Source organism: Pseudomonas sp. efr-133-TYG-23, assembly GCF_030209215.1.
GTDB classification, from domain to species: Bacteria; Pseudomonadota; Gammaproteobacteria; order Pseudomonadales; family Pseudomonadaceae; genus Aquipseudomonas; species Aquipseudomonas rhodesiae.
On the sequence record NZ_JARVSL010000015.1, the window covers coordinates 123,231 to 145,890 of the forward strand.

The following is a 22,660-nucleotide window of genomic DNA, read 5'->3' on the forward strand; positions in this document are numbered from 1 at the left end:
AAGTAGTCCGATTCCGCACCGCGGACACCAAACTGGCATCGCTTTATTCCATCGCGCCGCAGACTTCTGCGACGATCCCGGCATTTATAGCGGCGAAGTTTGCCACAAACACCGGGATTTGGCGCCATCTGCCAGCGGGTTTCAATAGGAGAGGGGGCAAGCCCCCTCTCCTATTTTGATCTGCCTGCCTGGCTGACCGAAAAAGCGATCAGGCCTCGACCAGGCTCCACTGCTTGCTCAATCGCTTGTCGGAAATCGGCACCTTGGTTCCAAGCTGTTGGGCAAAAAGTGACACGCGGTACTCCTCCAGCCACCAGCGGTACAGCTCCAGTTGCGGGTCGCGCTTGCCTTCTTGGGTGTGTTTGTTCAGGCGGTTCTGGTACTGCGTCCACAGGCCGCTGAGTTCACCGCTCCACACTCGATCTTTCTGTACCTGGCTCGGCAGCTTCTCCAGACGCAATTCGATGGCCTTGAGATAGCGCGGCAGTTCCTTGAACCATTGCGCCGGCGTTTCACGTACGAAGCCTGGGTACACCAGGTTGCTCAGTTGCTGCTTGATGTCGTTCAACGCCACGGCCTGGGCCAGGTCGATCTTGCCTTTAAAGCGCTTTTGCAGGCCGTGCCAGAGTTTCAGCACATCCAGGGTCAGGCGCGCCAGGCGCTCGGCGTGTTCGGTCCAGCCCCTGCGCTTGCGCTCGGCCAGGGCCGCCAGGCCGGCGCCGTCGCGCGGCAGGCTGGCTTCGCCTTCCAACACACAGCTGTCGAGGCTGGCCAACAGGATGTCTTCGACCAGCGCGTCGATACGCCCCAGTTCGCGGTACATCAGCCCCAGTTCGGTAAGACCGGGCAACTTGCCACGCAGGAATTTCGCCGGTTCCGCCAGTTGCTGCATCAAGAGGCGCTGCAAAGCGCGACGGTGCTGGAACTCGGCCTCGGCGGCGGTTGAGAAACGCCCCTCCTTGACCGTGCCGTTCTCTTCCACCAGCGCCGGGTACACCGTCATGGACAGCCCGGCGATGTTCTGCTGGGTCTTCTCGGCCACCGCCGCGAACACCTTGGCCTCCACCGGTTGCTGGCTTTTCGCGGTCTGCGGCACGGCGAGCGCGGCTTGGCTGGCTTCGGCGAAGCGTGCGGTCAGTTCGGCCAGGTCGCGGCCTTCGCCGAGGAACTTGCCCTGGCCGTCGACCACCTCCAGATTCATCTTCAGGTGGTTTTCCACCTGCTGCGCCGCTTCGGCCCAGGCTTCGTCACTGACCCGCGCACCGGTCATGCGCAGCAGTTCGCGCCCCAGCGCCTGGGGCAGCGAGCCCTGGCCGAACTCGATACGTTGCAGCGCGGCCTTGACGAAGTCCGGCACCGGCACAAAGTTCTTGCGCAACGCTTTGGGCAGGTTGCGCACCAGCGCGATGCACTTGGCTTCGATCAACCCTGGCACCAGCCATTCCAGGCGCTCGGCGGGCAGCGCCGGCAACAGCGGCGCCGGTACGCGCAAGGTCACACCGTCGCGCGGGTGGTTGGGTTCGAAGTGGTAACTCAAGGCCAGGGCCAGATCGCCCAAGTGCAAGGTGTCGGGGTAATGCGCGGCGGTGACTTCACTGGCCTCGCGGGCCAGCACGTCCTCCTCGCGCATGATCAGCAATTGCGGATCTTTCTGGCTGTTGATCTTGTACCAGCTATCGAAGGTCGCGGTCTGGTGGATTTCCGCCGGCAAGCGCGCGTCGTAGAAGGCGTACAGGGTTTCTTCGTCGGCCAGGATATCGCGACGGCGGGCCTTGGCTTCCAGTTCGTCGAGCTGCTCCAGCAAGCGCTGGTTGGCGCTGAGGCACCTGGCGCGGGATTGAATCTCGCCGCGCACCAGACCTTCGCGGATAAACAATTCCCGTGAGACGACCGGGTCGACCGGGCCGTAATGCACCGGCCGGCGGCCGACCACGATCAGCCCGAACAGGGTGATTTGCTCAAATGCCACGACCTGGCCGCGCTTCTTCTCCCAATGGGGCTCGAAGTGGTTCTTCTTGATCAAGTGCCCGGCCAGCGGCTCGATCCAGTCGGCGTCGATCTTGGCCACCATTCGCGCATACAGCTTGGTGGTTTCCACCAGTTCGGCGGTCATCAGCCATTGCGGGCGCTTTTTGCCGATGCCCGAGGACGGGTGGATCCAGAAGCGCCGCTGACGCGCCCCCAGGTAATCGCCGTCTTCGGTCTTCTGGCCGATCTGGCTGAGCAGGCCGGACAGCACGGCTTTGTGCAGTTTCGGGTAGTCCGCCGGGTCTTTATTGATGGCCAACTGCATATCGCGGCAAATCAGGCTCAACTGGCGATGGGAATCGCGCCACTCGCGCAGGCGCAAATAGTTGAGGAAGTTTTTGCGGCACCAGTTGCGCAGCGGGCTGGCGGTCAGTTCCTGACGCTGCTCTTCAAAGCCGCGCCACAGATTGACCAAGCCGGCGAAGTCCGAATCCGGGTCTTTCCACTGCGCGTGGGCCTGGTCGGCGGCCTGTTGGCGCTCCGGTGGGCGCTCGCGCGGGTCCTGGATCGACATGGCGCTGGCGACGATCAGCACTTCCTGCAAACTGCCGAGCTTGGCCGCTTCCAGCAGCATGCGGCCCATACGTGGGTCCACGGGCAGGCGCGCCAACTGGCGGCCCAGTGGGGTCAACTGGCTGTTTCGGTCCACCGCCGACAGCTCTTGCAGCAGATTGAAACCGTCACTGATGGCCTTGCCGTCCGGCGGTTCGATAAACGGGAAGTCGGTAATTTCGCCCAGGCGCAGGTGCAGCATTTGCAGGATCACCGCGGCGAGGTTGGTGCGCAGGATTTCCGGGTCAGTGAATTCCGGACGGCCGATAAAATCCTCTTCGCTGTACAAACGCACGCAGATGCCCGGCTCAACCCGGCCGCAGCGGCCCTTACGCTGGTTGGCGCTGGCCTGGGAAATCGCTTCGATGGGCAGGCGCTGCACCTTGGCGCGGTAGCTGTAGCGACTGATGCGCGCCGTGCCGCTGTCGATCACATAGCGAATGCCCGGCACCGTCAGCGAGGTCTCCGCGACGTTGGTCGCCAGCACCACGCGACGGCCCGGATGGGATTGGAAGATCCGCTGCTGCTCGGCGGGCGACAGGCGCGCATACAACGGCAGAATCTCGGTGTGCTTGAGCTGGGCCTTGCGCAGCATGTCGGCGGCGTCGCGAATCTCGCGCTCGCCCGGCAGGAACACCAACACGTCGCCGGGGCTACGCCGTTCGCTGCGCTCGTAGGCGGCGATTTCATCGAGGGTGGCGAGGATCGCCTGGTCGACGGTGAGGTCGTCCTCGACACGGTTGCCCTCCTCGTCCTGCTCCAGGGTCAGCGGGCGGTACCAGGTCTCCACCGGGAACGTACGACCCGAGACCTCCACGATGGGCGCATCGTCGAAGTGCTTGGAGAAGCGCTCCAGGTCGATGGTGGCCGAAGTGATGATCACTTTGAGTTCCGGGCGACGCGGCAACAGGGTCTTGAGGTAGCCGAGCAGGAAGTCGATGTTCAGGCTGCGTTCGTGGGCTTCGTCGACGATGATCGTGTCGTAGCGTTCCAGATAACGGTCGTTCTGGGTTTCCGCCAGCAGGATGCCGTCGGTCATCAGCTTGATCAGGGTGTTGGCGTCGCTCTGGTCTTCGAAACGGACCTGGTAACCGACCAGCGCGCCGAGGGGCGTGGCCAGTTCTTCGGCGACGCGGCTGGCCACGCTGCGCGCGGCAATCCGGCGTGGCTGGGTATGGCCGATCAGGCCGTACTGGCCGCGACCGATTTCCAGGCAGATCTTCGGCAACTGGGTGGTCTTACCCGAGCCGGTTTCGCCGGCAATGATCAACACCTGGTGCTTGCTCAGCGCGGCCTTGATCTCATCGCGCTTGGCGGCGATGGGCAGGCTGTCGTCATAGCGGATCACTGGCAGGCTGGCGCGCCGCGCCGTCACCTGGGCACAGGAGGCCTGCATGCGCGCGACCCACTGCGCCAACTTTTCCTCGTCGGGTTTCTTGCGCAGCTCAAGCAACTGCCGGCGCAAGCGGTGGCGGTCGGCGAGCATGGCGTGATCGAGGTTTCTGAGCAGTTGGTCGATAGTGGGCGCTTGGTCAGTCATCAGGGCGGCAAGGGTCTTTTGGGTGAGGCAGGTGAGGCCTGCGCAGCGTAAGTCATCAGAGAGGGCGGGATTGTCGCAGATTTCGACCAGTATGGAGACGGTCAGTCAATTACGACTGCGCTGACTTACCGCCGACGACGATATTTACTACGCCACTGAGTAGATCACTCTGTCGTCTTAATGGCAGAAGTCCGATGGGATAGATGGCATGCGAACGGTTCAATGAACCTTCCAGACACCTCTGGCCAACCTTCATTTTTCAACGTGAACCGGAGTTTCCATGCCGCTAAGTCCGTCCACTACGCGCTCACACAACCCGCCCTCCTACGCCGAAGCAACAAATCCTCGGAACCCGCCGCCCTATGAGCACCCTCCGAGCTATGCACAAGCAACAGGTACCCAACCTTCGGCCAGTAATAGCCGTGCTCCATCCACACCGGCCACCAACCTGACGGCAAATAGAATCTCGCAGTATCACTCTATAAGCCAGGCCAATCGAGGCGTGAACTTCATGAGTGACCATTAACAAACGAAAGCCAAGAAGACTCACCTTTCCATTCAATACTTTTAATACCCCGTTAAAAACACAGCGTTTTATTTAGTTAAATAAATAAAGAAGCATTTTATGCTTTTGTGAAAAAACACTAATGCACTGATGCAATCTCGAAACTATATTCGACGCGTTATTTACCAGTTGCCAACAACAGTCATCGGAGTTTTTATGCCTATAGATCGCATGTCTTCATCTCGTGTCGGAGGCTATGGACATTCATTTGCGGAAAAGCACCAACGCACGCCCGACAGCATGCCACAAGGCGCCTCGGCATCGTCCTCCAGTTCGTGGAAAACCATAGAAACTTTAAAAAGTCTCCCCACCGACTTCCCTACGTCCAAATTCGGTCAAAGTCATGTTGACAAGCCTATAGGTTTGCTACAGAGAAAAATTGAACTACAGGACAAAGGGTATTCGACCAAGAATGTCGACAACGCATATAAAGAGTCGATGAATGACCTCTACCAGGCAACGGCTAAAGGCCAGAGCAGTTCGTCCAACGAAGTGGACAGAAATCGTTTGACCAACTGGAGCGACAGGGTACTGGAAACTAACAAAGACGTACCATTCCTGAAGTAAACTCAAGCGAACCGTTAGATATATCGACTTATAACTTGCATCACCTTGCTACTGGCATTTTTATAATTGCCAGTAGCTTTATTCAGTGGGAACACTTCAGGGTGCGCTAAACCACAGTCATTGAGCGGTTCAAGACACCTCTCCTCACTTGCGTCGATACGGAAACACATCAATCACCTTCCCCGCCCGAATCGCCTCCTGCAGGCCCTTCCAATAATCCGCGTTGTACAACTCGCCATGCAGTTCGTTGAATAGCTTGCGCTGGCCGATGTCGGCAAACAGGAACGGCGGGAATTCCTCCGGGAACACGTCCAGCGGGCCGATGGAGTACCAGGGCTCGGAGGCCATTTCATCCTCGGGTGTACGCGGGGCGGGAATGTGGCGGAAGTTGGCCTCGGTGAGAAAGCAGATTTCGTCGTAGTCGTAGAACACCACGCGGCCGTGACGGGTGACGCCGAAGTTCTTGAGCAGCATGTCACCGGGGAAGATATTCGCCGCCGCCAACTGTTTGATGGCCAGGCCGTAATCTTCCAGGGCTTCGCGTACCTGTGCGGGGCTGGCGTTTTCCAGGTAGAGGTTGAGCGGGGTCATGCGCCGTTCGGTCCAGCAGTGGCGGATCAGCACGGTGTCGCCTTCGACTTCGACAGTCCCGGCGGCCACGTCCAGCAGTTCGGCCAGGCAATCGGGGTCGAACTTGCTCAAGGGAAAGCGAAAATCGGCGAATTCCTGGGTATCGGCCATGCGCCCCACACGGTCGACGCTTTTAACCAGGCGGTACTTTTCGATCACGGTGGCGCGGTTGACGTTTTTCGACGGTGAGAAACGGTCCTTGATGATCTTGAACACGGTGTTGAAGCCCGGCAGGGTGAACACGCTCATGACCATGCCGCGCACGCCGGGGGCCATGATGAACCGGTCGTCCGTGGTAGCCAGGTGGTTGATCAGCGCGCGGTAGAACTCCGACTTGCCGTGCTTATAGAAACCGATGGACGTGTACAACTCGGCAATGTGCTTGCCCGGCAGGATGCGCTTGAGAAACCCGATGAACTCCGCCGGCACCGGCACATCCACCATGAAGTAGGAACGGGTGAACGAGAAGATGATCGACACCTCGGCCTCATCGGTGATCAGCGCATCGATGCGGATGCCCTGCCCTTCGCGGTGCAGCAGCGGAATAACCAGCGGCCATTGCTCATCGCGCGTATAGATGCGCCCGACCAGGTAGGCCCCTTTATTGCGGTAGAGCACCGACGAAAACAGCTCGACTTTGAGGTCCGGGTCTTTGCACACCCAATCCGGCAGGTTTTCCCGCAGTTGGGCTTCGAGCCGGCGCAAGTCGGCCGCCAGGTCGGCGTAGGGCTCGCTGAAGCGGTAGTCCTCGACGATCTGCGCGAGCATCTCGGCAATCTGCCCGGCCGGCGCGTAGACACGGGTTTGCGCCGCCCGCGCGCGACGCAGACTGGGCCGGGTGGTGTGAATAAACATACAGCCGTCGCTGATCAGGTCGTGGCTGAACAGGCCGCAGAAGATCGAGTTGTACCAGGTCTCGGACAATTCATCGTCGAAACGCAGGTCGATCAGGCCGATATAGGCGCTTTTCACCAAAGGCCATAGGTCGATGTCCAGCAAATCGGCGGCCTCGAACCACGCGCGCAGCCGCGTGGTGACTTCGCCGACCTTTTCTTCATACAGGTTGATCCGCGCCGCCGATGCTGCTTGGCCCAGCTGCCATTGGGCCTTTTCGAAACGCTCGCGCGCACCATCGGTGATCTGGCGAAAGTGTTCGCGGTAGTCATCGAAGCCCTCAAGGATGGTGCGGGCGATGGCAAGGGCGGACGTGGGCTGCGACATGCGGGAAACCTCGAACGGGCATCGGGAAGCCCTGAGCTTAGCCAGTGCGGGAACCCAGGAGAAGAAGGATTTTCGCCGCGCCGTTCTACAACCTTGTCAACTTTGTACATTAATTTGCAATTTTTATAAGTCGACCGGATGGTCAACTAACGCACTAGAAACGTGCAACGCGTCATTCGCCTGAGCCTCTCACAGCGTGGCCTGGCGCTTGAATCCAAGAAAAAGGCGCCTATCGCCAGCCCCCGACACAAAATTCGATTTTGGATCCAACTAAGGGAAACCCTGATTACCACCTTGATGGCACTTTGATATACAGCGCGCCCTTTCCCACCCTGACAAGGCCATAGGCCGATGCGGGAAGAGGTTCTAATCGTCCAAGGAGCATTGAGATGTCATTGAGGAACATGAGAATCGGTATGCGCGCCGGTCTGAGTTTTGCCGCGTTGGCCAGTTTGCTGGTGATGGTGGGGCTGTTTGGCCTGGGCCAGATGGCCAAGCTGCGTGAAAGCGCGCTGGTGATTGAGCAAACGTGGATGCCCAGCATCGAGAACATTCACGACAGTGCGGCCCTGGTGGCCACTATCCGCTTGGAGTCCCTGCGCCTGGTAAGCACCGACGAATCTCGCGTGCGTGACACCAGCAGAGCAGTGATCAGCCGCACCAGCGATGAACTGCAAAAGCTGCTCGACCGGCATGAAGCCCTGCTGAGCAACGACGCCGAACGCGACCTGCTCAAGACCCTCAAAGGCCACGTAACCACCTACCTCGCCATCGTCGCGCAAATGATCGCGCTGGTGGACCAGGACCAACAGCAGGAAGCCCTCGACTTGCTAGTCGGTCGCCTCGCGCCCCAGGGCGGCGTGCTGAGCCAGAGCCTGGAAAACTTGATTGTGTTCAACCAGAACGGCGTCGAAGCCGCTGCCGATTCGGCCGCGCAGCTGTATGGGAGCGCGCAGTGGGTGGTCGGCCTGATTATCGTGGTTGCACTGATCGCTACCCTCCTGCTGGCGTGGTTGCTCACCCGCAGCATCACCGTGCCGATCGGCCAGGCGCTGGGGGTGGCCCGCACCATCGCCAACGGCGACCTGAGCCAGCCCATCACCGTCAGCGGCAAGGACGAAGCAGCTCAGCTACTGACCGCCCTGGCCAGTATGCAAGCACAGTTGCAGGGCACCATTCGTGGAATCAGCGAATCGGCCCGGCAACTGGCCTCGGCCGCCGAGGAGATGAGCTCGGTGATGGATCAGAGCACACGCGGCTTGCAGGCCCAGAACGACGAAATCGAGCAAGCCGCGACCGCCGTCAACCAAATGAGCGCGGCCGTCGACGAGGTAGCGGGCAATGCGGTGTCCAGCGCCGAGGCGTCCCAGGCCTCCGACGAAGACAGCAAACATGGCCACTACCAGATCAGTGAAACCATCAGCTCAATCCAGAACCTAGTGGACGAAGTGCTCGGCGCCTCGAATAAAGCCGAGGGCTTGGCGCTACAGGCCCAGGACATCAGCAAGGTGCTTGAGGTGATACGGGGCATTGCCGGGCAGACCAACTTGCTGGCGCTGAATGCGGCGATTGAAGCGGCGCGCGCAGGCGAGGCCGGGCGGGGCTTTGCGGTGGTCGCCGATGAGGTGCGTTCATTGGCGCAGCGCACCCAGGACTCCACCGAAGAAATCGAGCAGATGATCAGCGGCATCCAGCAAGGCACCCAAGCCACCGTTGACGCACTCAACAGCAGCGCCGAGCACGCCGGCCAGACTCTGCAGCGGGCCAACAGCGCCGGCAGCGCGCTGGAAAAGATCACCGCCGCCATTTCGCAGATCAGCCAGCGCAATCTGGTGATCGCCAGCGCCGCCGAGCAGCAGGCGCTGGTGGCGCGCGAGGTCGACCGCAGCCTGGTCAATATCCGCGACCTGTCCACCCAGACCGCCGCCGGTGCCACCCAGACATCGGCCGCCAGCCAAGAGCTGTCGCGCCTGGCGGTGGACCTCAATGGCATGGTGCTGCGCTTCGTCGTGTAATCAGGGATTGTGTCGCGCAGGGCGCTGGGCAACACTCGCCGGCTTATTCGCGTAGGAAGTTTTCCGTGAGACCTGTCGACACCCTCTACCTGCTGGGACTGGCCGCTATCTGGGGCGCGAGTTTCTTGTTTATGCGCATCATTGCGCCGGAAATAGGTACGCTGCCCACCGCGTTCTTCCGCGTATCGATCGCCGCCGCCGGCTTGCTGGTGATGCTGGCCGTGATGCGGGTGAAATGGGATTTCCAGGGTAAATTCAGAACCGTCCTGCTGCTGGGGGTGATCAATTCCGGGATCCCCGCCACCATGTACTCGGTGGCCGCCCAAGTGCTGCCGGCCGGCTATTCGGCGATTTTCAACGCCACCACGCCGCTGATGGGCGTGTTGATCGGCGGGTTGTTTTTCAGCGAACGCCTGACCCCCTCGAAAATCGCCGGCGTGTGCCTGGGCCTGCTGGGCGTGGCCGTGCTGACCCGCGCCGGGCCGGTGGCATTCGACCTGCCCCTGCTGATGGGTGCCCTCGCCTGCCTGCTGGCCACCACCTGCTATGGCTTTGCCGGGTTCCTGGCACGCCGCTGGCTGGATCGACGCGGCGGCCTGGACAGCCGCCTCGCCGCTCTAGGCAGCATGCTCGGCGCGACCTTGTTTCTACTGCCATTCTTCGCCGTCAGTGCCCTATATCAGCCACCGGCCAGTTGGGGCGGTTGGCAGGTCTGGGCATCGCTGCTGGGGCTCGGGTTGGTGTGTACGGCGTTTGCCTACGTGCTGTACTTCCGCTTGCTGACGGCCATCGGGCCGGTGCGCTCGATGACCACCACATTCCTGATCCCGCCGTTTGGCGTGCTGTGGGGCGCCTTATTGCTGGATGAGCCGCTGTCCATGGCTCATCTATATGGTGGGGTGTTGATCGCGGGCGCGTTGTGGCTGGTATTACGGGTAGGGAAACTGGCCAAGACCTTGTAGGCAGGTTTCATGCGGGAGTCAGGGACGGTCGTTATACTGCCGCCCGGTATTTTCAAGGATTCCCCCCATGCTGACCCTGCCCTGGCTGTACCTGGCACTGCTTTCCATCGGCTATGTAATGGCCCTGGTTTACGGACAATTGGGTGCACTGGCGTTGGTGTCAGTCGCCCTGCTGCTGGTCGCCGGCTATGCCGTGCGCCAACAACACACACCCTGGGCGCGCTACCTGGGCCACGGCTTGTTTATCGTATTGGCGCTGGGCCTGGCGATGCATTGGTTGCCGGGCTTCTATAACGGCCGCGGGATCGACCCGCAACGCTTCACCCCCGATGCAGTGCCGTTCTCGATGTACCTGAATCAGGACAAACCTCTGATCGGCTTCTGGCTGCTGCTGGCCTGCCCCTGGATCGTGGCGCGGCGCGCGTTGCGCCTGTCGATCTGTGTCACCGCCCTGGCCTTGACCCTCACCGCCATCGCGGCACTGGGCGGCGCGGCGCTGCTTGGCATCATCAGTTGGGCACCGAAATGGCCGGATCCGGCGTGGCTGTGGGTGCTCAATAATCTGCTGTTGGTCACGCTGGTGGAAGAAGCGCTGTTCCGTGGCTACATTCAAGGCGGCTTGAGCCGGCGCTTCAAGCACCTGCCCTATGGCGACAACCTGGCGCTGTTGTTGGCGTCGCTGCTATTTGGCCTGGTGCACCTGGGGGCGGGGTGGCACTGGGTGCTGCTGGCGAGCATTGCCGGGGTCGGTTACGGCTTGGCATACCGGTTTGGCGGCCTGGGGGCGGCGATTGCCACGCACTTTGGCTTGAACCTGCTTCACTTCGGCTTGTTTACGTATCCGATGCTGGCCGGTTGATTGTTGCAAAAATAAGTTAAATAAACCCCCGTGCCGGTCGATACCCCCTGAAAGCCTTGCGGATTGAACAATCATGCGTAATAACCAGCCCGTTACCCAGCGCGAACGTACCTTCCCCGCTCAGCAACGGTTGATCTCCACCACGGATGCCAAGGGCGTGATCACTTACTGTAACGACGCGTTTGTCGAGATCAGTGGGTTCAGCCGTGAAGAACTGCTGCGCGCCCCGCACAACCTGGTACGTCACCCGGATGTTCCGGCGGCAGTGTTCGCGCACATGTGGACGACGCTCAAACAAGGCTTGCCATGGATGGGCATTGTCAAGAACCGCTGCAAGACCGGCGATCATTACTGGGTGAACGCCTATGTAACGCCGATTTTCGATGGCAACCAGGTGGTCGGCTACGAATCGGTGCGGGTCAAACCCACCGCCGAGCAGATCCGCCGGGCCGAAGCGCTCTACCAACGCATCAACCAGGGCAAGTCGGCGATTCCACGGCGCGACAAGTGGCTACCGGTGCTACAGGACTGGGTGCCTTTTATTCTGGTGAGCCAGTTGAGCTTTATGATCGGTGCCTGGCTTAACTCCCACTGGGGTTTTGCCTTGGCCGCGGCGCTGTCGGTGCCCTTGGGCCTGCTGGGCCTGAGCTGGCAACAGCGCGGCCTAAAGCGCCTGCTGCGCCTGGCCGAGCAGACCACGTCCGACCCGTTGATCGCGCAGATGTACACCGACAGCCGTGGCGCCCAGGCGCGTCTGGAGATGTCGATCCTCAGCCAGGAGGCGCGTCTGAGGACGTGTCTGACCCGCTTGCAGGACACTGCCGAGCACCTCAACGATCAGGCGTCGCAGTCCAATACCCTGGCGCATAACAGCTCCAGCAGCCTGGAACGCCAGCGCGTCGAAACCGAGCAAGTGGCCACCGCCGTCAACCAGATGGCCGCGACCACCCAGGAAGTGGCCAGCCACGTGCAGCGCACCGCCGATGCCACGCAGGAAGCCAATCGCCTGACCGGTCGCGGCCGCGATATCGCCGGGGAAACCCGCGAGGCAATTCAGCGCTTGTCCACCGCCGTGGGTGAAACCGGTGTCACCGTGACCCAACTGGCCAAGGACAGCGATGAAATCGGTGGCGTGGTCGATGTGATCAAAGGCATTGCCGACCAGACCAACCTGCTGGCGCTGAACGCCGCCATTGAAGCGGCGCGTGCCGGTGAAATGGGTCGAGGCTTTGCCGTAGTGGCCGACGAGGTTCGCCAACTGGCGCAACGTACCGCCGAGTCTACCGGGCAGATCCATACCTTGATCGCCAAGCTGCAACAAACCGCCAGCGCGGCCGTGCAGACCATGGATGCCGGGCATCGCCAGGCCGAAGAAGGCGTGGCACGGGTAATGGAAGCGGATCAGGCGCTGGTGGGCATCAGCGAAGCGGTGGCGCACATCACCGATATGACCAGCCAGATCGCCGCCGCGACCGAGGAGCAAAGCTCGGTGGCTGAGGAGATCAGCCGCAATATCAGCACCATTGCACTGCTGGCCGATCAAACCTCGGAACAGGCACTGAACTCGGCGCAATTGAGTGAAGACCTGACCCACACAGCTAATAGCCAGTATTCCTTGGTCGAACGTTTCAACCGTTAGACCGCTATCGGGAGCAAGCCCCCTCCCACAGTTAACCGCGTACATCCCTTGGAATGCGGTCGAATGTGGGAGGGGGCTTGCTCCCGATTGGCCCTAACAGACGCTGAGAAACTCAGCCACCTGCACGGCCGCAGCCTCCAAATGCTGCTCATGCGTAAACCCCGAAGCCTTCAACGGCTTCAAGTCGTGATCCCCCGCCACCAGCCACATCACCTCGATGCTCGGCGATAACGCATAACGCTCCACCGCGGCCCGATTGCCCAGGGCATCGCGCTCACCTTGCACGATCAAGGCCGGGGTCTTCAGCTCGGCCAAATGTTCGACCCGAGGCTTCTGCGGCTTGCCCACCGCATAAAACGGATACCCCAGGCACACCAACCCCTCGGCGCCCAGTTCGTCGGCCACCAGACTGGCCATGCGCCCGCCCATGGACTTGCCACCGATGGCCACAGACCCAGCGACATGACGCCGCACCTCGGCATACACCTCACGCCAGGCCTGCAGCAGTTTCGGTGCCGGGTTAGGTGGGCGTTTGCCGCCGTCGAGCCGGCGCTGAGCCATATAGGGAAACTCGAAGCGCAACACGTTCACGCCTTGTGCGGCAAGGCGTGCAGCCATGTCGTTCATAAAGGTCGAGTCCATTGGCGCGCCGGCGCCGTGGGCCAGGATAAGCGTGATCGGCCCGCCCGAAGGCGCGTTGGACGCGACATCCCACAACCAGCCATGTTCCCGCGCACACTGCGCCCATTGATCCCCGTCAATACTGGCCTTGTGCTCTTTGCCCATGCTTGCCTCGCTATTTAGTCTGCCTATAACTCCAGCCCAAGTGCCGCTCGGCTTGGGTTGAACCGTGGATGGGGAACCATGAACACTACATTAAGTACCGCCTATAACTACAAGGTGGTCCGCCAATTCGCCATTATGACGGTGGTGTGGGGCATCGTCGGCATGGGGCTCGGGGTTTTTCTCGCCGCCCAATTGGTTTGGCCCGCGCTCAACTTCGATTTGCCCTGGACCAGCTTTGGCCGTTTACGCCCACTGCATACCAACGCGGTGATCTTCGCGTTCGGTGGCTGTGCGCTATTCGCCAGCTCCTTCTACTCGGTGCAGCGCACCTGCCAGACCCAGCTGTTCGCGCCGAAACTCGCCGCGTTCTGCTTCTGGGGCTGGCAACTGGTGATCCTGCTCGCCGCAATCACCTTGCCGCTGGGCTACACCAGTTCCAAGGAATACGCCGAGCTGGAATGGCCGATCGACATCTTGATCACCATCGTCTGGGTGGCCTACGCCATTGTGTTCTTCGGCACCGTGGCCAAGCGCAACACCAAGCACATCTACGTCGGTAACTGGTTCTTCGGTGCGTTCATCATCACCGTGGCCATCCTGCATATCGTCAACAACCTGGAAATCCCGGTCAGCCTGACCAAGTCCTACTCGCTGTACGGCGGTGCGACGGATGCCATGGTGCAGTGGTGGTATGGGCACAACGCGGTAGGCTTTTTCCTCACCGCCGGTTTCCTCGGCATGATGTATTACTTCGTGCCCAAGCAAGCCGAGCGTCCGGTGTACTCCTATCGCCTGTCCATCGTGCACTTCTGGGCGCTGATCACCCTGTACATCTGGGCCGGTCCGCACCACCTGCACTACACCGCACTGCCGGACTGGGCACAGTCCCTGGGCATGGTGATGTCGCTGGTTCTGCTGGCGCCAAGCTGGGGCGGCATGATCAACGGCATGATGACCCTCTCGGGCGCCTGGCATAAATTGCGCAGCGACCCGATCCTGCGCTTCCTGGTGGTGTCCCTGGCGTTCTACGGCATGTCGACCTTCGAAGGTCCGATGATGGCGATCAAGACCGTCAACTCGCTTTCCCACTACACCGACTGGACCATCGGCCACGTTCACGCCGGCGCCCTCGGTTGGGTGGCGATGATCTCCATCGGCGCGCTGTATCACATGATCCCGAAAGTCTTCGGCCGCGAGCAGATGTACAGCCTTGGCCTGATCAACGCGCACTTCTGGCTGGCCACCATCGGCACCGTGCTCTACATCGCCTCGATGTGGGTCAACGGCATTGCCCAGGGCCTGATGTGGCGTGCGATCAACGACGACGGCACCTTGACCTACTCCTTCGTCGAGACCCTGGTGGCCAGCCACCCAGGCTTCATCGTGCGGCTGGTGGGCGGCGCGGTGTTCCTCAGCGGCATGTTGCTGATGGCTTACAACACATGGCGCACCGTGCGCTCGGCACAACCTGTCGAAGCCGCCCCTGTCGCGCAGATGGCCTGAGGAGTCAGTGATGAAACACGAAACGATTGAAAAGAACGTCGGCCTGATGATGCTGCTGATGGTGCTCGCCGTGAGCATCGGCGGCCTGACCCAGATCGTCCCGCTGTTCTTCCAGGACGTGACCAACAAGCCGGTCGAAGGCATGAAGCCCTACACCGCGCTGCAACTGGAAGGCCGCGACATCTACATCCGCGAAGGCTGCGTGCAATGCCACTCGCAGATGATCCGCCCGTTCCGCGCCGAAACCGAACGCTACGGCCACTACTCGGTCGCCGGCGAAAGCGTGTGGGACCACCCGTTCCTGTGGGGCTCCAAGCGCACCGGCCCGGACCTGGCGCGCGTCGGCGCACGCTACTCCGACGACTGGCACCGTGCGCACTTGTACAACCCGCGCAACGTGGTGCCTGAGTCGAAAATGCCGGCCTACCCGTGGCTCGTCACGGCCCCGGTCGACAGCAGCCACACCGAGACCAAGTTGAACGTAATGCGCACCCTCGGCGTGCCGTACACCGACGACGACATCAAGGGCGCCGTGGCCAGCCTCAAGGGCAAAACCGAGATGGACGCGCTGGTCTCGTACCTGCAAGTGCTCGGCACTGCCATCAAGAGCAAGAGGTGAGCCATGGGATTTGAATTCGATGCGGGCACCATCCGCGGCCTCGGCACGCTGGTGGTCGCCATCGCCTTTATCGGCTTGTCGCTGTGGGTGTTCAACAATCGGCGCAATGCGGAATTCGAGCAGGCGCGCCTGCTGCCGTTCGCCGACGAGCCCACCGCCCCCCCATCCGACGCTCAAGAAGAGCCTGCAATAAGGAGCACTCGGCCATGACCCTATTTTGGAGTACATGGATCTGCGTACTGACCATCGGCAGCCTGATCGGGCTGACCTGGCTGTTGATCTCCACCCGCAAGGGCGAGACCAAGGGCAGTGTCGACCAGACCATGGGCCACGCCTTCGATGGCATCGAGGAATACGACAACCCCCTGCCCCAGTGGTGGTTCATGCTGTTCGTCGGCACCTTGGTGTTCGCGGTCGGCTACCTGATCCTCTATCCGGGCCTGGGCAACTGGAAAGGCGTGCTGCCGGGCTATGAAGGCGGTTGGACCCAGGCCAAGGAATGGGAAAAGGAAATGGCCAAGGCCGATGCGAAATTTGGGCCGATCTACGCCAAATTCGCGGCCATGCCCGTGGAAGAAGTAGCCAAAGACCCACAAGCGCTGAAAATGGGTGGCCGCCTGTTCGCCTCCAACTGCGCCGTGTGCCACGGCTCGGATGCCAAGGGCGCATACGGCTTCCCAAACCTGGCCGACAACCTGTGGCGCTGGGGCGGCTCTGCCGAGGCGATCAAGACCACCATCATGAACGGTCGCCACGCGGCGATGCCGGCCTGGGGTGAAGTACTGGGCGAAGACGGCGTGAAAAACGTCGCGGCCTATGTGCGCCACGACCTGGCCAAGTTGCCGCTGCCGGCCGATAGCACCGTCGATCTGGCCGCTGGCCAGGCCACCTTCAACACCACTTGCGTTGCCTGCCACGGCCCGCAAGGCCACGGTGTGGAAGCCATGGGCGCGCCTAACCTGACCGAACCCGCCGGCTTCATCTACGGCACCGGCCTGGCGCAATTGCAGCAGACCATCCGTCACGGCCGTCAAGGCCAGATGCCAGCGCAGGAAGCCCTGCAAGGCAATGACAAAGTGCACCTGCTGGCGGCTTACGTGTACAGCCTGTCCCACAACGCTGATGGCGCAAAGCCAGAAAGCCAAGCGCAATAACCACTCAAGGCCGCCCCGCCCGGGGCGGCCGCTGCTTCGTCTGTAGGAGCGGGCTTGCTCGCTCCCACACCGACCGCCCTACGCGACCAAGTGTCGCACCCGTCTAAAGCAAACCTTTCCCCTCCTCCCATTCGGGTCTACGCTTGCTTGCACAGTGGACCGATCCTGGTGTACGCGACGAGTCACGTTGCGACCTGCAAAATTTCCTGTCCACTTGATCAGCTTTCCATTTCGGATTTTGTCCTTACGCCAAACATGGAAAGGGCGCAGAATCTGGCGTGGAACGCATTGATACAGGTCAGTCATTGCGTTGCAATGACCCCTCGCTTTCTACATACTTGCGGCCGATTTTTACCTATAAAAAAACCTAAACCGTGGAACCTTAGAATGAGCACAGCAATCAGTCCGACTGCTTATAACTATAAGGTAGTCCGCCAGTTCGCCATCATGACGGTGGTCTGGGGGATCCTTGGCATGGGGCTCGGGGTCTTCATCGCCTCGCAACTGGTCTGGCCGGAATTGAATTTCGACCTGCCCTGGACGACCTTCGGTCGCCTGCGCCCGCTGCACACCAACCTGGTGATTTTCGCCTTCGGCGGATGTGCATTGTTTGCCACCTCCTACTATGTCGTGCAGCGAACCTGCCAGACGCGACTGATCTCCGATGGCCTCGCCGCTTTTACCTTCTGGGGCTGGCAAGCGGTCATCATCGGCGCCATCGTCACCCTGCCGTTGGGTTACACCACCACCAAGGAATACGCCGAGCTGGAATGGCCCATCGCCATTTTGCTGGCCGTGGTCTGGGTGACCTACGCTGCGGTGTTCTTCGGCACCATCATCAAGCGCAAGACCAAGCACATCTATGTGGGCAACTGGTTCTACGGCGCGTTCATCCTGGTGACGGCGATGCTGCACATCGTCAACCACGCGTCGTTGCCGGTCAGCCTGTTCAAGTCCTATTCGGCTTATTCGGGCGCGACGGACGCAATGATCCAGTGGTGGTACGGGCATAACGCCGTGGGCTTTTTCCTCACCACCGGGTTCCTGGGGATGATGTACTACTTCGTGCCGAAACAGGCCGAACGCCCTATCTACTCCTATCGCCTGTCCATCGTGCACTTCTGGGCGCTGATCACCCTGTATATCTGGGCCGGTCCGCACCACCTGCACTACACCGCGCTGCCGGACTGGGCGCAATCCCTGGGCATGGCCATGTCGATCATCCTGCTGGCGCCAAGCTGGGGCGGCATGATCAACGGCATGATGACCCTCTCGGGCGCCTGGCATAAATTACGCACCGACCCGATCCTGCGGTTCCTGGTGGTGTCCCTGGCGTTCTACGGCATGTCGACCTTCGAAGGTCCGATGATGGCGATCAAGACCGTCAACTCGCTCTCCCACTACACCGACTGGACCATCGGCCACGTACACGCCGGCGCCCTCGGTTGGGTGGCGATGATCTCCATCGGCGCGCTGTACCACATGATCCCCAAACTGTTCGGCCGCGAGCAGATGCACAGCGTCGGGCTGATCAACACGCACTTCTGGCTGGCCACCATTGGCACCGTGCTCTACATCGCTTCGATGTGGGTCAACGGCATCACCCAGGGCCTGATGTGGCGTGCGATCAACGATGACGGCACCCTCACCTACTCCTTCGTCGAAGCGCTGCAAGCCAGCCACCCGGGCTACATCGTTCGTGCCCTGGGGGGTGCATTCTTTGCCGCCGGCATGCTGTTCATGGCCTACAACGTGTTCCGCACCGTGCGGGCCTCGGACCCTGTAAAAGCTGAAGCCGCCGCCAAGATCGCCGTTGTGGGAGCCCACTGATGAAGCATGAAGTAGTCGAGAAGAATATCGGCCTGCTGGCCTTCTTCATGGTCATCGCCGTGAGCATCGGCGGCTTGACCCAAATCGTCCCGCTGTTCTTCCAGGACGTGACCAACAAGCCGGTCGAAGGCATGAAGCCGCGCACCGCCCTTGAACTGGAAGGCCGCGACGTCTACATCGCCAACGGCTGCGTGGGCTGCCACTCGCAGATGATCCGCCCGTTCCGCGCCGAAACCGAACGCTACGGCCACTACTCGGTCGCCGGCGAAAGCGTGTGGGACCACCCGTTCCTGTGGGGTTCCAAGCGCACCGGCCCGGACCTGGCGCGCGTGGGCGGGCGTTACTCCGATGATTGGCAACGTGCGCACCTGTACAACCCGCGCAACGTCGTGCCCGAGTCGAAAATGCCGGCGTACCCGTTCCTCGTGGAAAACAAGCTCGACGGCAAGGACACCGCGAAGAAGATGGAAGTCCTGCGCACCCTGGGCGTGCCCTACACCGACGAAGACATCGCCGGTGCCGCGGCTGCCGTGAAGGGCAAGACCGAAATGGACGCATTGGTGGCCTACCTGCAGGGCCTGGGCACCATCATCAAAAGCAAACGGTGATTCTTCATGGATATCGGGATGATTCGTGGCCTGGGCACCGTTGTGGTGATGGTGGCCTTTGTCGGCCTGGCGCTGTGGGTATTCAGCCCCAAGCGCAAGTCGGAGTTTGACGACGCAACCATGCTGCCCTTTGCGGATGACCCCGAAGCCATCAAGCACGTCGAGCAAGCTTCTAGGAGTAACAAAGAATGACTACGTTCTGGAGTCTGTACGTCACAGTCCTCAGTCTGGGTACCATCTTCGCCCTGACCTGGCTGCTGCTGTCGACCCGCAAGGGCCAGCGCGCCGAGCAAACCGACGAAACCGTCGGCCACTCGTTCGACGGCATCGAGGAGTACGACAACCCGCTGCCCAAGTGGTGGTTCATGCTGTTCGTCGGCACCATCGTGTTTGCCCTTGGTTACCTGGTGCTGTACCCGGGCCTGGGCAACTGGAAGGGTCTGCTGCCGGGCTACAACTACCTCGACAACGACAAGCAAACCCCCTTCGCCAACGGTCAGACCGGCTGGACCGGCGTGCACGAATGGGAGAAGGAAATGGCCCGTTCGGACGCCAAGTTCGGGCCGATCTTCGCCAAATTCGCCTCGATGCCGATCGAAGAAGTTGCCAAGGATCCGCAAGCGCTGAAAATGGGCGGCCGCCTGTTCGCGTCCAACTGCTCGGTGTGCCACGGCTCCGACGCCAAGGGCGCCTATGGCTTCCCCAACCTGACCGACGCCGACTGGCGCTGGGGCGGCGAACCTAACACCATCAAGGAAACCATCCTCAAAGGCCGCCACGCGGTGATGCCAGGCTGGGCCGAAGTGATTGGCGAACAAGGCGTGGCCGATGTGGCCGGTTTTGTGGTGACCAAGCTCGACGGTCGCAAGCTGCCTGAAGGGGCCAAGGCCGACGTGGCCAACGGCGAAAAACTCTTCGCCGCCAACTGCGTGGCCTGCCACGGTCCCGCCGGCAAAGGCACCCCCGCCATGGGCGCCCCCGACCTGACCCACCCCGGCGCGTTCATCTACGGTTCGAGCTTCGCTCAGTTGCAGCAGACCATCCGCTACGGCCGTCAGGGCCAGATGCCTGCGCAGGAACAACTGCAAGGCAACGACAAGGTGCACTTGCTCGCGGCGTATGTGTACAGCTTGTCTCATGCAGACAAAAAGGCCGAGGAGCAGTGAGACTGATCGTTATTTAGCAACACAGAAACAACCCATGTGAGAGGGGGCTGGCCCCCCGATAGCAGTGGGCCAGTCATGCCTTTATTGACTGACACTCTGCTATCGGGGGCCAGCCCTTCTCACATTGGATCTCTGGCATTTTTGAAGGTCGAACCGGCAAAACCGTCCATACTTCCCAAGTCAATTGATCCAGATCACGTACACCATCAATTGATTTCCCCCAACGCGACCAAAGGTCGCACCCTTGGCGTACCATCGGGGGCGTATCATTACGCTACTGCAACATCCTTAATTTGACCCCGGTTGGCACGTACTGGCCGAGGCAAATCTCCACCGCCGTGGGATGCAATGATGAGCGACCAAATACCGGTACATGACGTTACCCCGCCTGCCAAACATTCAAGCCAGACGGTCGATCTCTACGCCGCGCGCGAGAAGATCTACACCCGTGCCTTCACTGGCCTGTTCCGCAACCTGCGCATGCTCGGCGGTGCCGCGCTGTTCCTGCTCTACTTCGGCACGGTGTGGCTGAACTGGGGCGGTCACCAGGCCGTGTGGTGGAATTTGCCGGAACGTAAGTTCTTTATTTTCGGCGCAACCTTCTGGCCTCAGGACTTCATCCTGCTGTCTGGCATCCTGATCGTCGCCGCGTTCGGCCTGTTCTTTATCACGGTGTACGCCGGGCGCGTGTGGTGCGGCTATACCTGCCCGCAAAGCGTGTGGACGTGGATCTTCATGTGGTGCGAGAAGGTCACCGAAGGCGACCGCAACCAACGCATCAAGCTGGACAAAGCGCCGATGAGCGCCAACAAATTCCTGCGCAAGTTCAGCAAGCACAGCCTGTGGCTGATCATCGGTTTCGTCACCGGCATGACGTTCGTCGGTTACTTCTCGCCGATCCGCGAACTGGTCTTCGACTTCTTCACCGGCCAGGCCGATGGCTGGTCGTATTTCTGGGTCGGTTTCTTCACCCTTGCCACCTATGGCAACGCCGGCTGGCTGCGCGAACAGGTGTGCATCTACATGTGCCCTTATGCGCGTTTCCAGAGTGTGATGTTCGACAAGGACACCCTGATCGTCTCCTACGACCCACGCCGTGGCGAACTGCGCGGGCCACGTAAAAAAGGCGCCGACTACAAGGCCCAGGGCCTGGGCGACTGCATCGACTGCACCATGTGCGTACAGGTATGCCCGACCGGCATCGACATCCGTGACGGCCTGCAGATCGAGTGCATCGGCTGCGCGGCGTGCATCGATGCCTGCGACAACATCATGGATAAGATGGAGTACCCACGCGGCCTGATCAGCTACACCACCGAACACAACCTGTCCGGCCAGAAAACCCACAAGCTGCGTCCACGTCTGATCGGCTATGCGTTGGTATTGCTGGCGATGATCAGCCTGTTGGTCACCGCGTTTTTCATGCGTTCGCTGGTGGGCTTCGACGTCAGCAAAGACCGCGTGCTGTTCCGCGAAAACGCCGAAGGCCGCATCGAAAACGTCTACAGCCTGAAGATCATGAACAAGGACCAGCGCGACCACACCTACGTGCTCGATGCCGCCGGCCTGCCGGATCTCAAGTTGCAGGGCCGCCGCGAGATCAAGGTGTCCGCCGGCGATATCGTGAGCATGCCGGTGGAACTGTCGAGTGCGCCGGAACAAGTGCCATCGAGTACCAACGAGGTGACGTTCATCCTCAAGGATGCCGATGACCCGAGCATTCACGTCGAAGCCAAGAGCCGATTCATCGGCCCTCAGGTCCGTTAACCCAACGTTGTTAAACAGAGAGCCGAACAATGCCCGTAGCCACTGCCGCAAGCCCTTGGTACAAGCACCTCTGGCCCTGGATCATCATCGGTATCCTCGCCTGCTCGGTGGCCTTGACCTTGTCCATGGTGACGATCGCGGTGAACAACCCGGACAACCTGGTCAACGACAACTACTACGAGGCCGGCAAAGGCATCAACCGCTCCCTGGATCGTGAACGCCTGGCCCAGACCCTGCAGTTGCGCGCCAAGCTGCACCTGGACGAACTGACCGGCGAGGTCGAGCTGAACCTCACCGGCTACAGCAACCCCAACACCCTGCAACTGAACCTGATTTCACCGACCCAGCCGGAGAAAGACCGCAAGATCAACCTGACCCGCAGCGACAGCGAGCCGGGCCGCTACCTGGGTCAGGTGACCGATAAGGTCGAAGGCCGCCGTTTCGTGGAGCTTTTGGGTGTGGAAGGCGACAAGACCTGGCGCTTGTTCGAGGAAGAAGAAGTCAGCCACGACAAAGACTTACTGCTGGGGGATGAGCCCTTGCAGGGCGCCGAAGACCTGAAGAAGTAAACACTCTGCGCTTCGCACGTCGCGGCCCCGCCCCTCCCTGCGAGAGCCGGGCTGGCCCGCGACGAGGCCCTACCAGCCCC

General features: G+C 61.0%; 18 protein-coding genes. 15 read left to right on the plus strand and 3 right to left on the minus strand.

What is annotated here, in order from left to right; genetic code table 11:
* Positions 1-208: 208 nt before the first annotated feature.
* Complete coding sequence (hrpA, locus tag QRN41_RS10385) at positions 209-4,120, minus strand: ATP-dependent RNA helicase HrpA (RefSeq protein ID WP_285421528.1); 3,912 nt, start codon at positions 4,118-4,120, stop codon at positions 209-211.
* Positions 4,121-4,841: 721 nt separating this feature from the next.
* Here hrpA and QRN41_RS10390 point away from each other — a divergent pair.
* The gene (locus QRN41_RS10390; RefSeq protein WP_034138915.1) at positions 4,842-5,252 is read left to right on the plus strand and encodes a hypothetical protein; all 411 of its coding nucleotides are present in this window, start codon (positions 4,842-4,844) and stop codon (positions 5,250-5,252) included.
* A gap of 144 nt (positions 5,253-5,396) precedes the next feature.
* Here the strand turns inward: QRN41_RS10390 and aceK are convergent, their stop codons facing one another.
* Positions 5,397-7,103, minus strand: a complete 1,707-nt coding sequence (gene aceK, locus QRN41_RS10395; protein ID WP_285421529.1) for a bifunctional isocitrate dehydrogenase kinase/phosphatase — start codon at positions 7,101-7,103, stop codon at positions 5,397-5,399.
* Positions 7,104-7,564: 461 nt separating this feature from the next.
* Between aceK and QRN41_RS10400 the strand changes: the two genes are divergently transcribed.
* From QRN41_RS10400 to QRN41_RS10415, 4 genes are all read left to right on the plus strand, one after another.
* The gene (locus tag QRN41_RS10400) at positions 7,565-9,118 is read left to right on the plus strand and encodes a methyl-accepting chemotaxis protein (RefSeq protein WP_502941886.1); all 1,554 of its coding nucleotides are present in this window, start codon (positions 7,565-7,567) and stop codon (positions 9,116-9,118) included.
* A 65-nt stretch (positions 9,119-9,183) separates the two neighbouring features.
* Entirely contained in the window at positions 9,184-10,080 is an 897-nt protein-coding gene (locus tag QRN41_RS10405; RefSeq protein ID WP_034114788.1) for a DMT family transporter, read from the plus strand.
* A gap of 67 nt (positions 10,081-10,147) precedes the next feature.
* A complete protein-coding gene (locus QRN41_RS10410; protein ID WP_034138919.1) occupies positions 10,148-10,939 on the plus strand; it encodes a CPBP family intramembrane glutamic endopeptidase in 792 nt (263 codons plus the stop codon).
* Between the two features lie 73 nt (positions 10,940-11,012).
* Positions 11,013-12,578, plus strand: a complete 1,566-nt coding sequence (locus QRN41_RS10415; protein WP_034099665.1) for a methyl-accepting chemotaxis protein — start codon at positions 11,013-11,015, stop codon at positions 12,576-12,578.
* A 93-nt stretch (positions 12,579-12,671) separates the two neighbouring features.
* Here QRN41_RS10415 and QRN41_RS10420 read toward each other — a convergent pair whose 3' ends face one another.
* Positions 12,672-13,364 carry an alpha/beta family hydrolase gene (locus tag QRN41_RS10420; RefSeq protein ID WP_285421531.1) on the minus strand — a complete coding sequence of 231 codons (693 nt, stop codon included), beginning with the start codon at positions 13,362-13,364 and terminating at the stop codon, positions 12,672-12,674.
* A gap of 78 nt (positions 13,365-13,442) precedes the next feature.
* Between QRN41_RS10420 and ccoN (QRN41_RS10425) the strand changes: the two genes are divergently transcribed.
* The 10 genes from ccoN (QRN41_RS10425) to QRN41_RS10470 all read left to right on the plus strand — a co-directional run bounded on the left by ccoN (QRN41_RS10425) (position 13,443) and on the right by QRN41_RS10470 (position 22,580).
* Entirely contained in the window at positions 13,443-14,867 is a 1,425-nt protein-coding gene (gene ccoN, locus QRN41_RS10425; RefSeq protein ID WP_034138921.1) for a cytochrome-c oxidase, cbb3-type subunit I, read from the plus strand.
* Positions 14,868-14,877: 10 nt separating this feature from the next.
* Entirely contained in the window at positions 14,878-15,486 is a 609-nt protein-coding gene (gene ccoO / locus QRN41_RS10430; protein WP_034099669.1) for a cytochrome-c oxidase, cbb3-type subunit II, read from the plus strand.
* A 3-nt stretch (positions 15,487-15,489) separates the two neighbouring features.
* Positions 15,490-15,696, plus strand: coding sequence for a cbb3-type cytochrome oxidase subunit 3 (locus QRN41_RS10435; protein WP_034099670.1), 207 nt, complete (start codon positions 15,490-15,492; stop codon positions 15,694-15,696).
* Positions 15,693-16,640: a cytochrome-c oxidase, cbb3-type subunit III gene (gene ccoP / locus QRN41_RS10440; RefSeq protein ID WP_167416876.1), complete on the plus strand. Its 948-nt coding sequence runs from the start codon at positions 15,693-15,695 to the stop codon at positions 16,638-16,640. Before QRN41_RS10435 ends, ccoP (QRN41_RS10440) begins: the two co-directional genes overlap by 4 nt.
* A 387-nt stretch (positions 16,641-17,027) precedes the next feature.
* Positions 17,028-18,470, plus strand: coding sequence for a cytochrome-c oxidase, cbb3-type subunit I (ccoN, locus tag QRN41_RS10445; protein WP_034138922.1), 1,443 nt, complete (start codon positions 17,028-17,030; stop codon positions 18,468-18,470).
* Positions 18,470-19,078, plus strand: coding sequence for a cytochrome-c oxidase, cbb3-type subunit II (ccoO, locus tag QRN41_RS10450; protein WP_003193167.1), 609 nt, complete (start codon positions 18,470-18,472; stop codon positions 19,076-19,078). The genes ccoN (QRN41_RS10445) and ccoO (QRN41_RS10450) overlap by 1 nt, the downstream gene beginning before the upstream one ends.
* A 6-nt stretch (positions 19,079-19,084) precedes the next feature.
* Positions 19,085-19,270 (plus strand): CcoQ/FixQ family Cbb3-type cytochrome c oxidase assembly chaperone, encoded by a 186-nt coding sequence (locus QRN41_RS10455; RefSeq protein ID WP_020372609.1) that lies wholly within the window; start codon positions 19,085-19,087, stop codon positions 19,268-19,270.
* The gene (gene ccoP / locus QRN41_RS10460; RefSeq protein WP_034099673.1) at positions 19,267-20,244 is read left to right on the plus strand and encodes a cytochrome-c oxidase, cbb3-type subunit III; all 978 of its coding nucleotides are present in this window, start codon (positions 19,267-19,269) and stop codon (positions 20,242-20,244) included. The genes QRN41_RS10455 and ccoP (QRN41_RS10460) overlap by 4 nt, the downstream gene beginning before the upstream one ends.
* Positions 20,245-20,595: 351 nt before the next feature.
* Positions 20,596-22,011 carry a cytochrome c oxidase accessory protein CcoG gene (gene ccoG, locus QRN41_RS10465; RefSeq protein WP_034099674.1) on the plus strand — a complete coding sequence of 472 codons (1,416 nt, stop codon included), beginning with the start codon at positions 20,596-20,598 and terminating at the stop codon, positions 22,009-22,011.
* Between the two features lie 29 nt (positions 22,012-22,040).
* Positions 22,041-22,580: a FixH family protein gene (locus QRN41_RS10470; RefSeq protein WP_034099675.1), complete on the plus strand. Its 540-nt coding sequence runs from the start codon at positions 22,041-22,043 to the stop codon at positions 22,578-22,580.
* Positions 22,581-22,660: the final 80 nt, after the last annotated feature.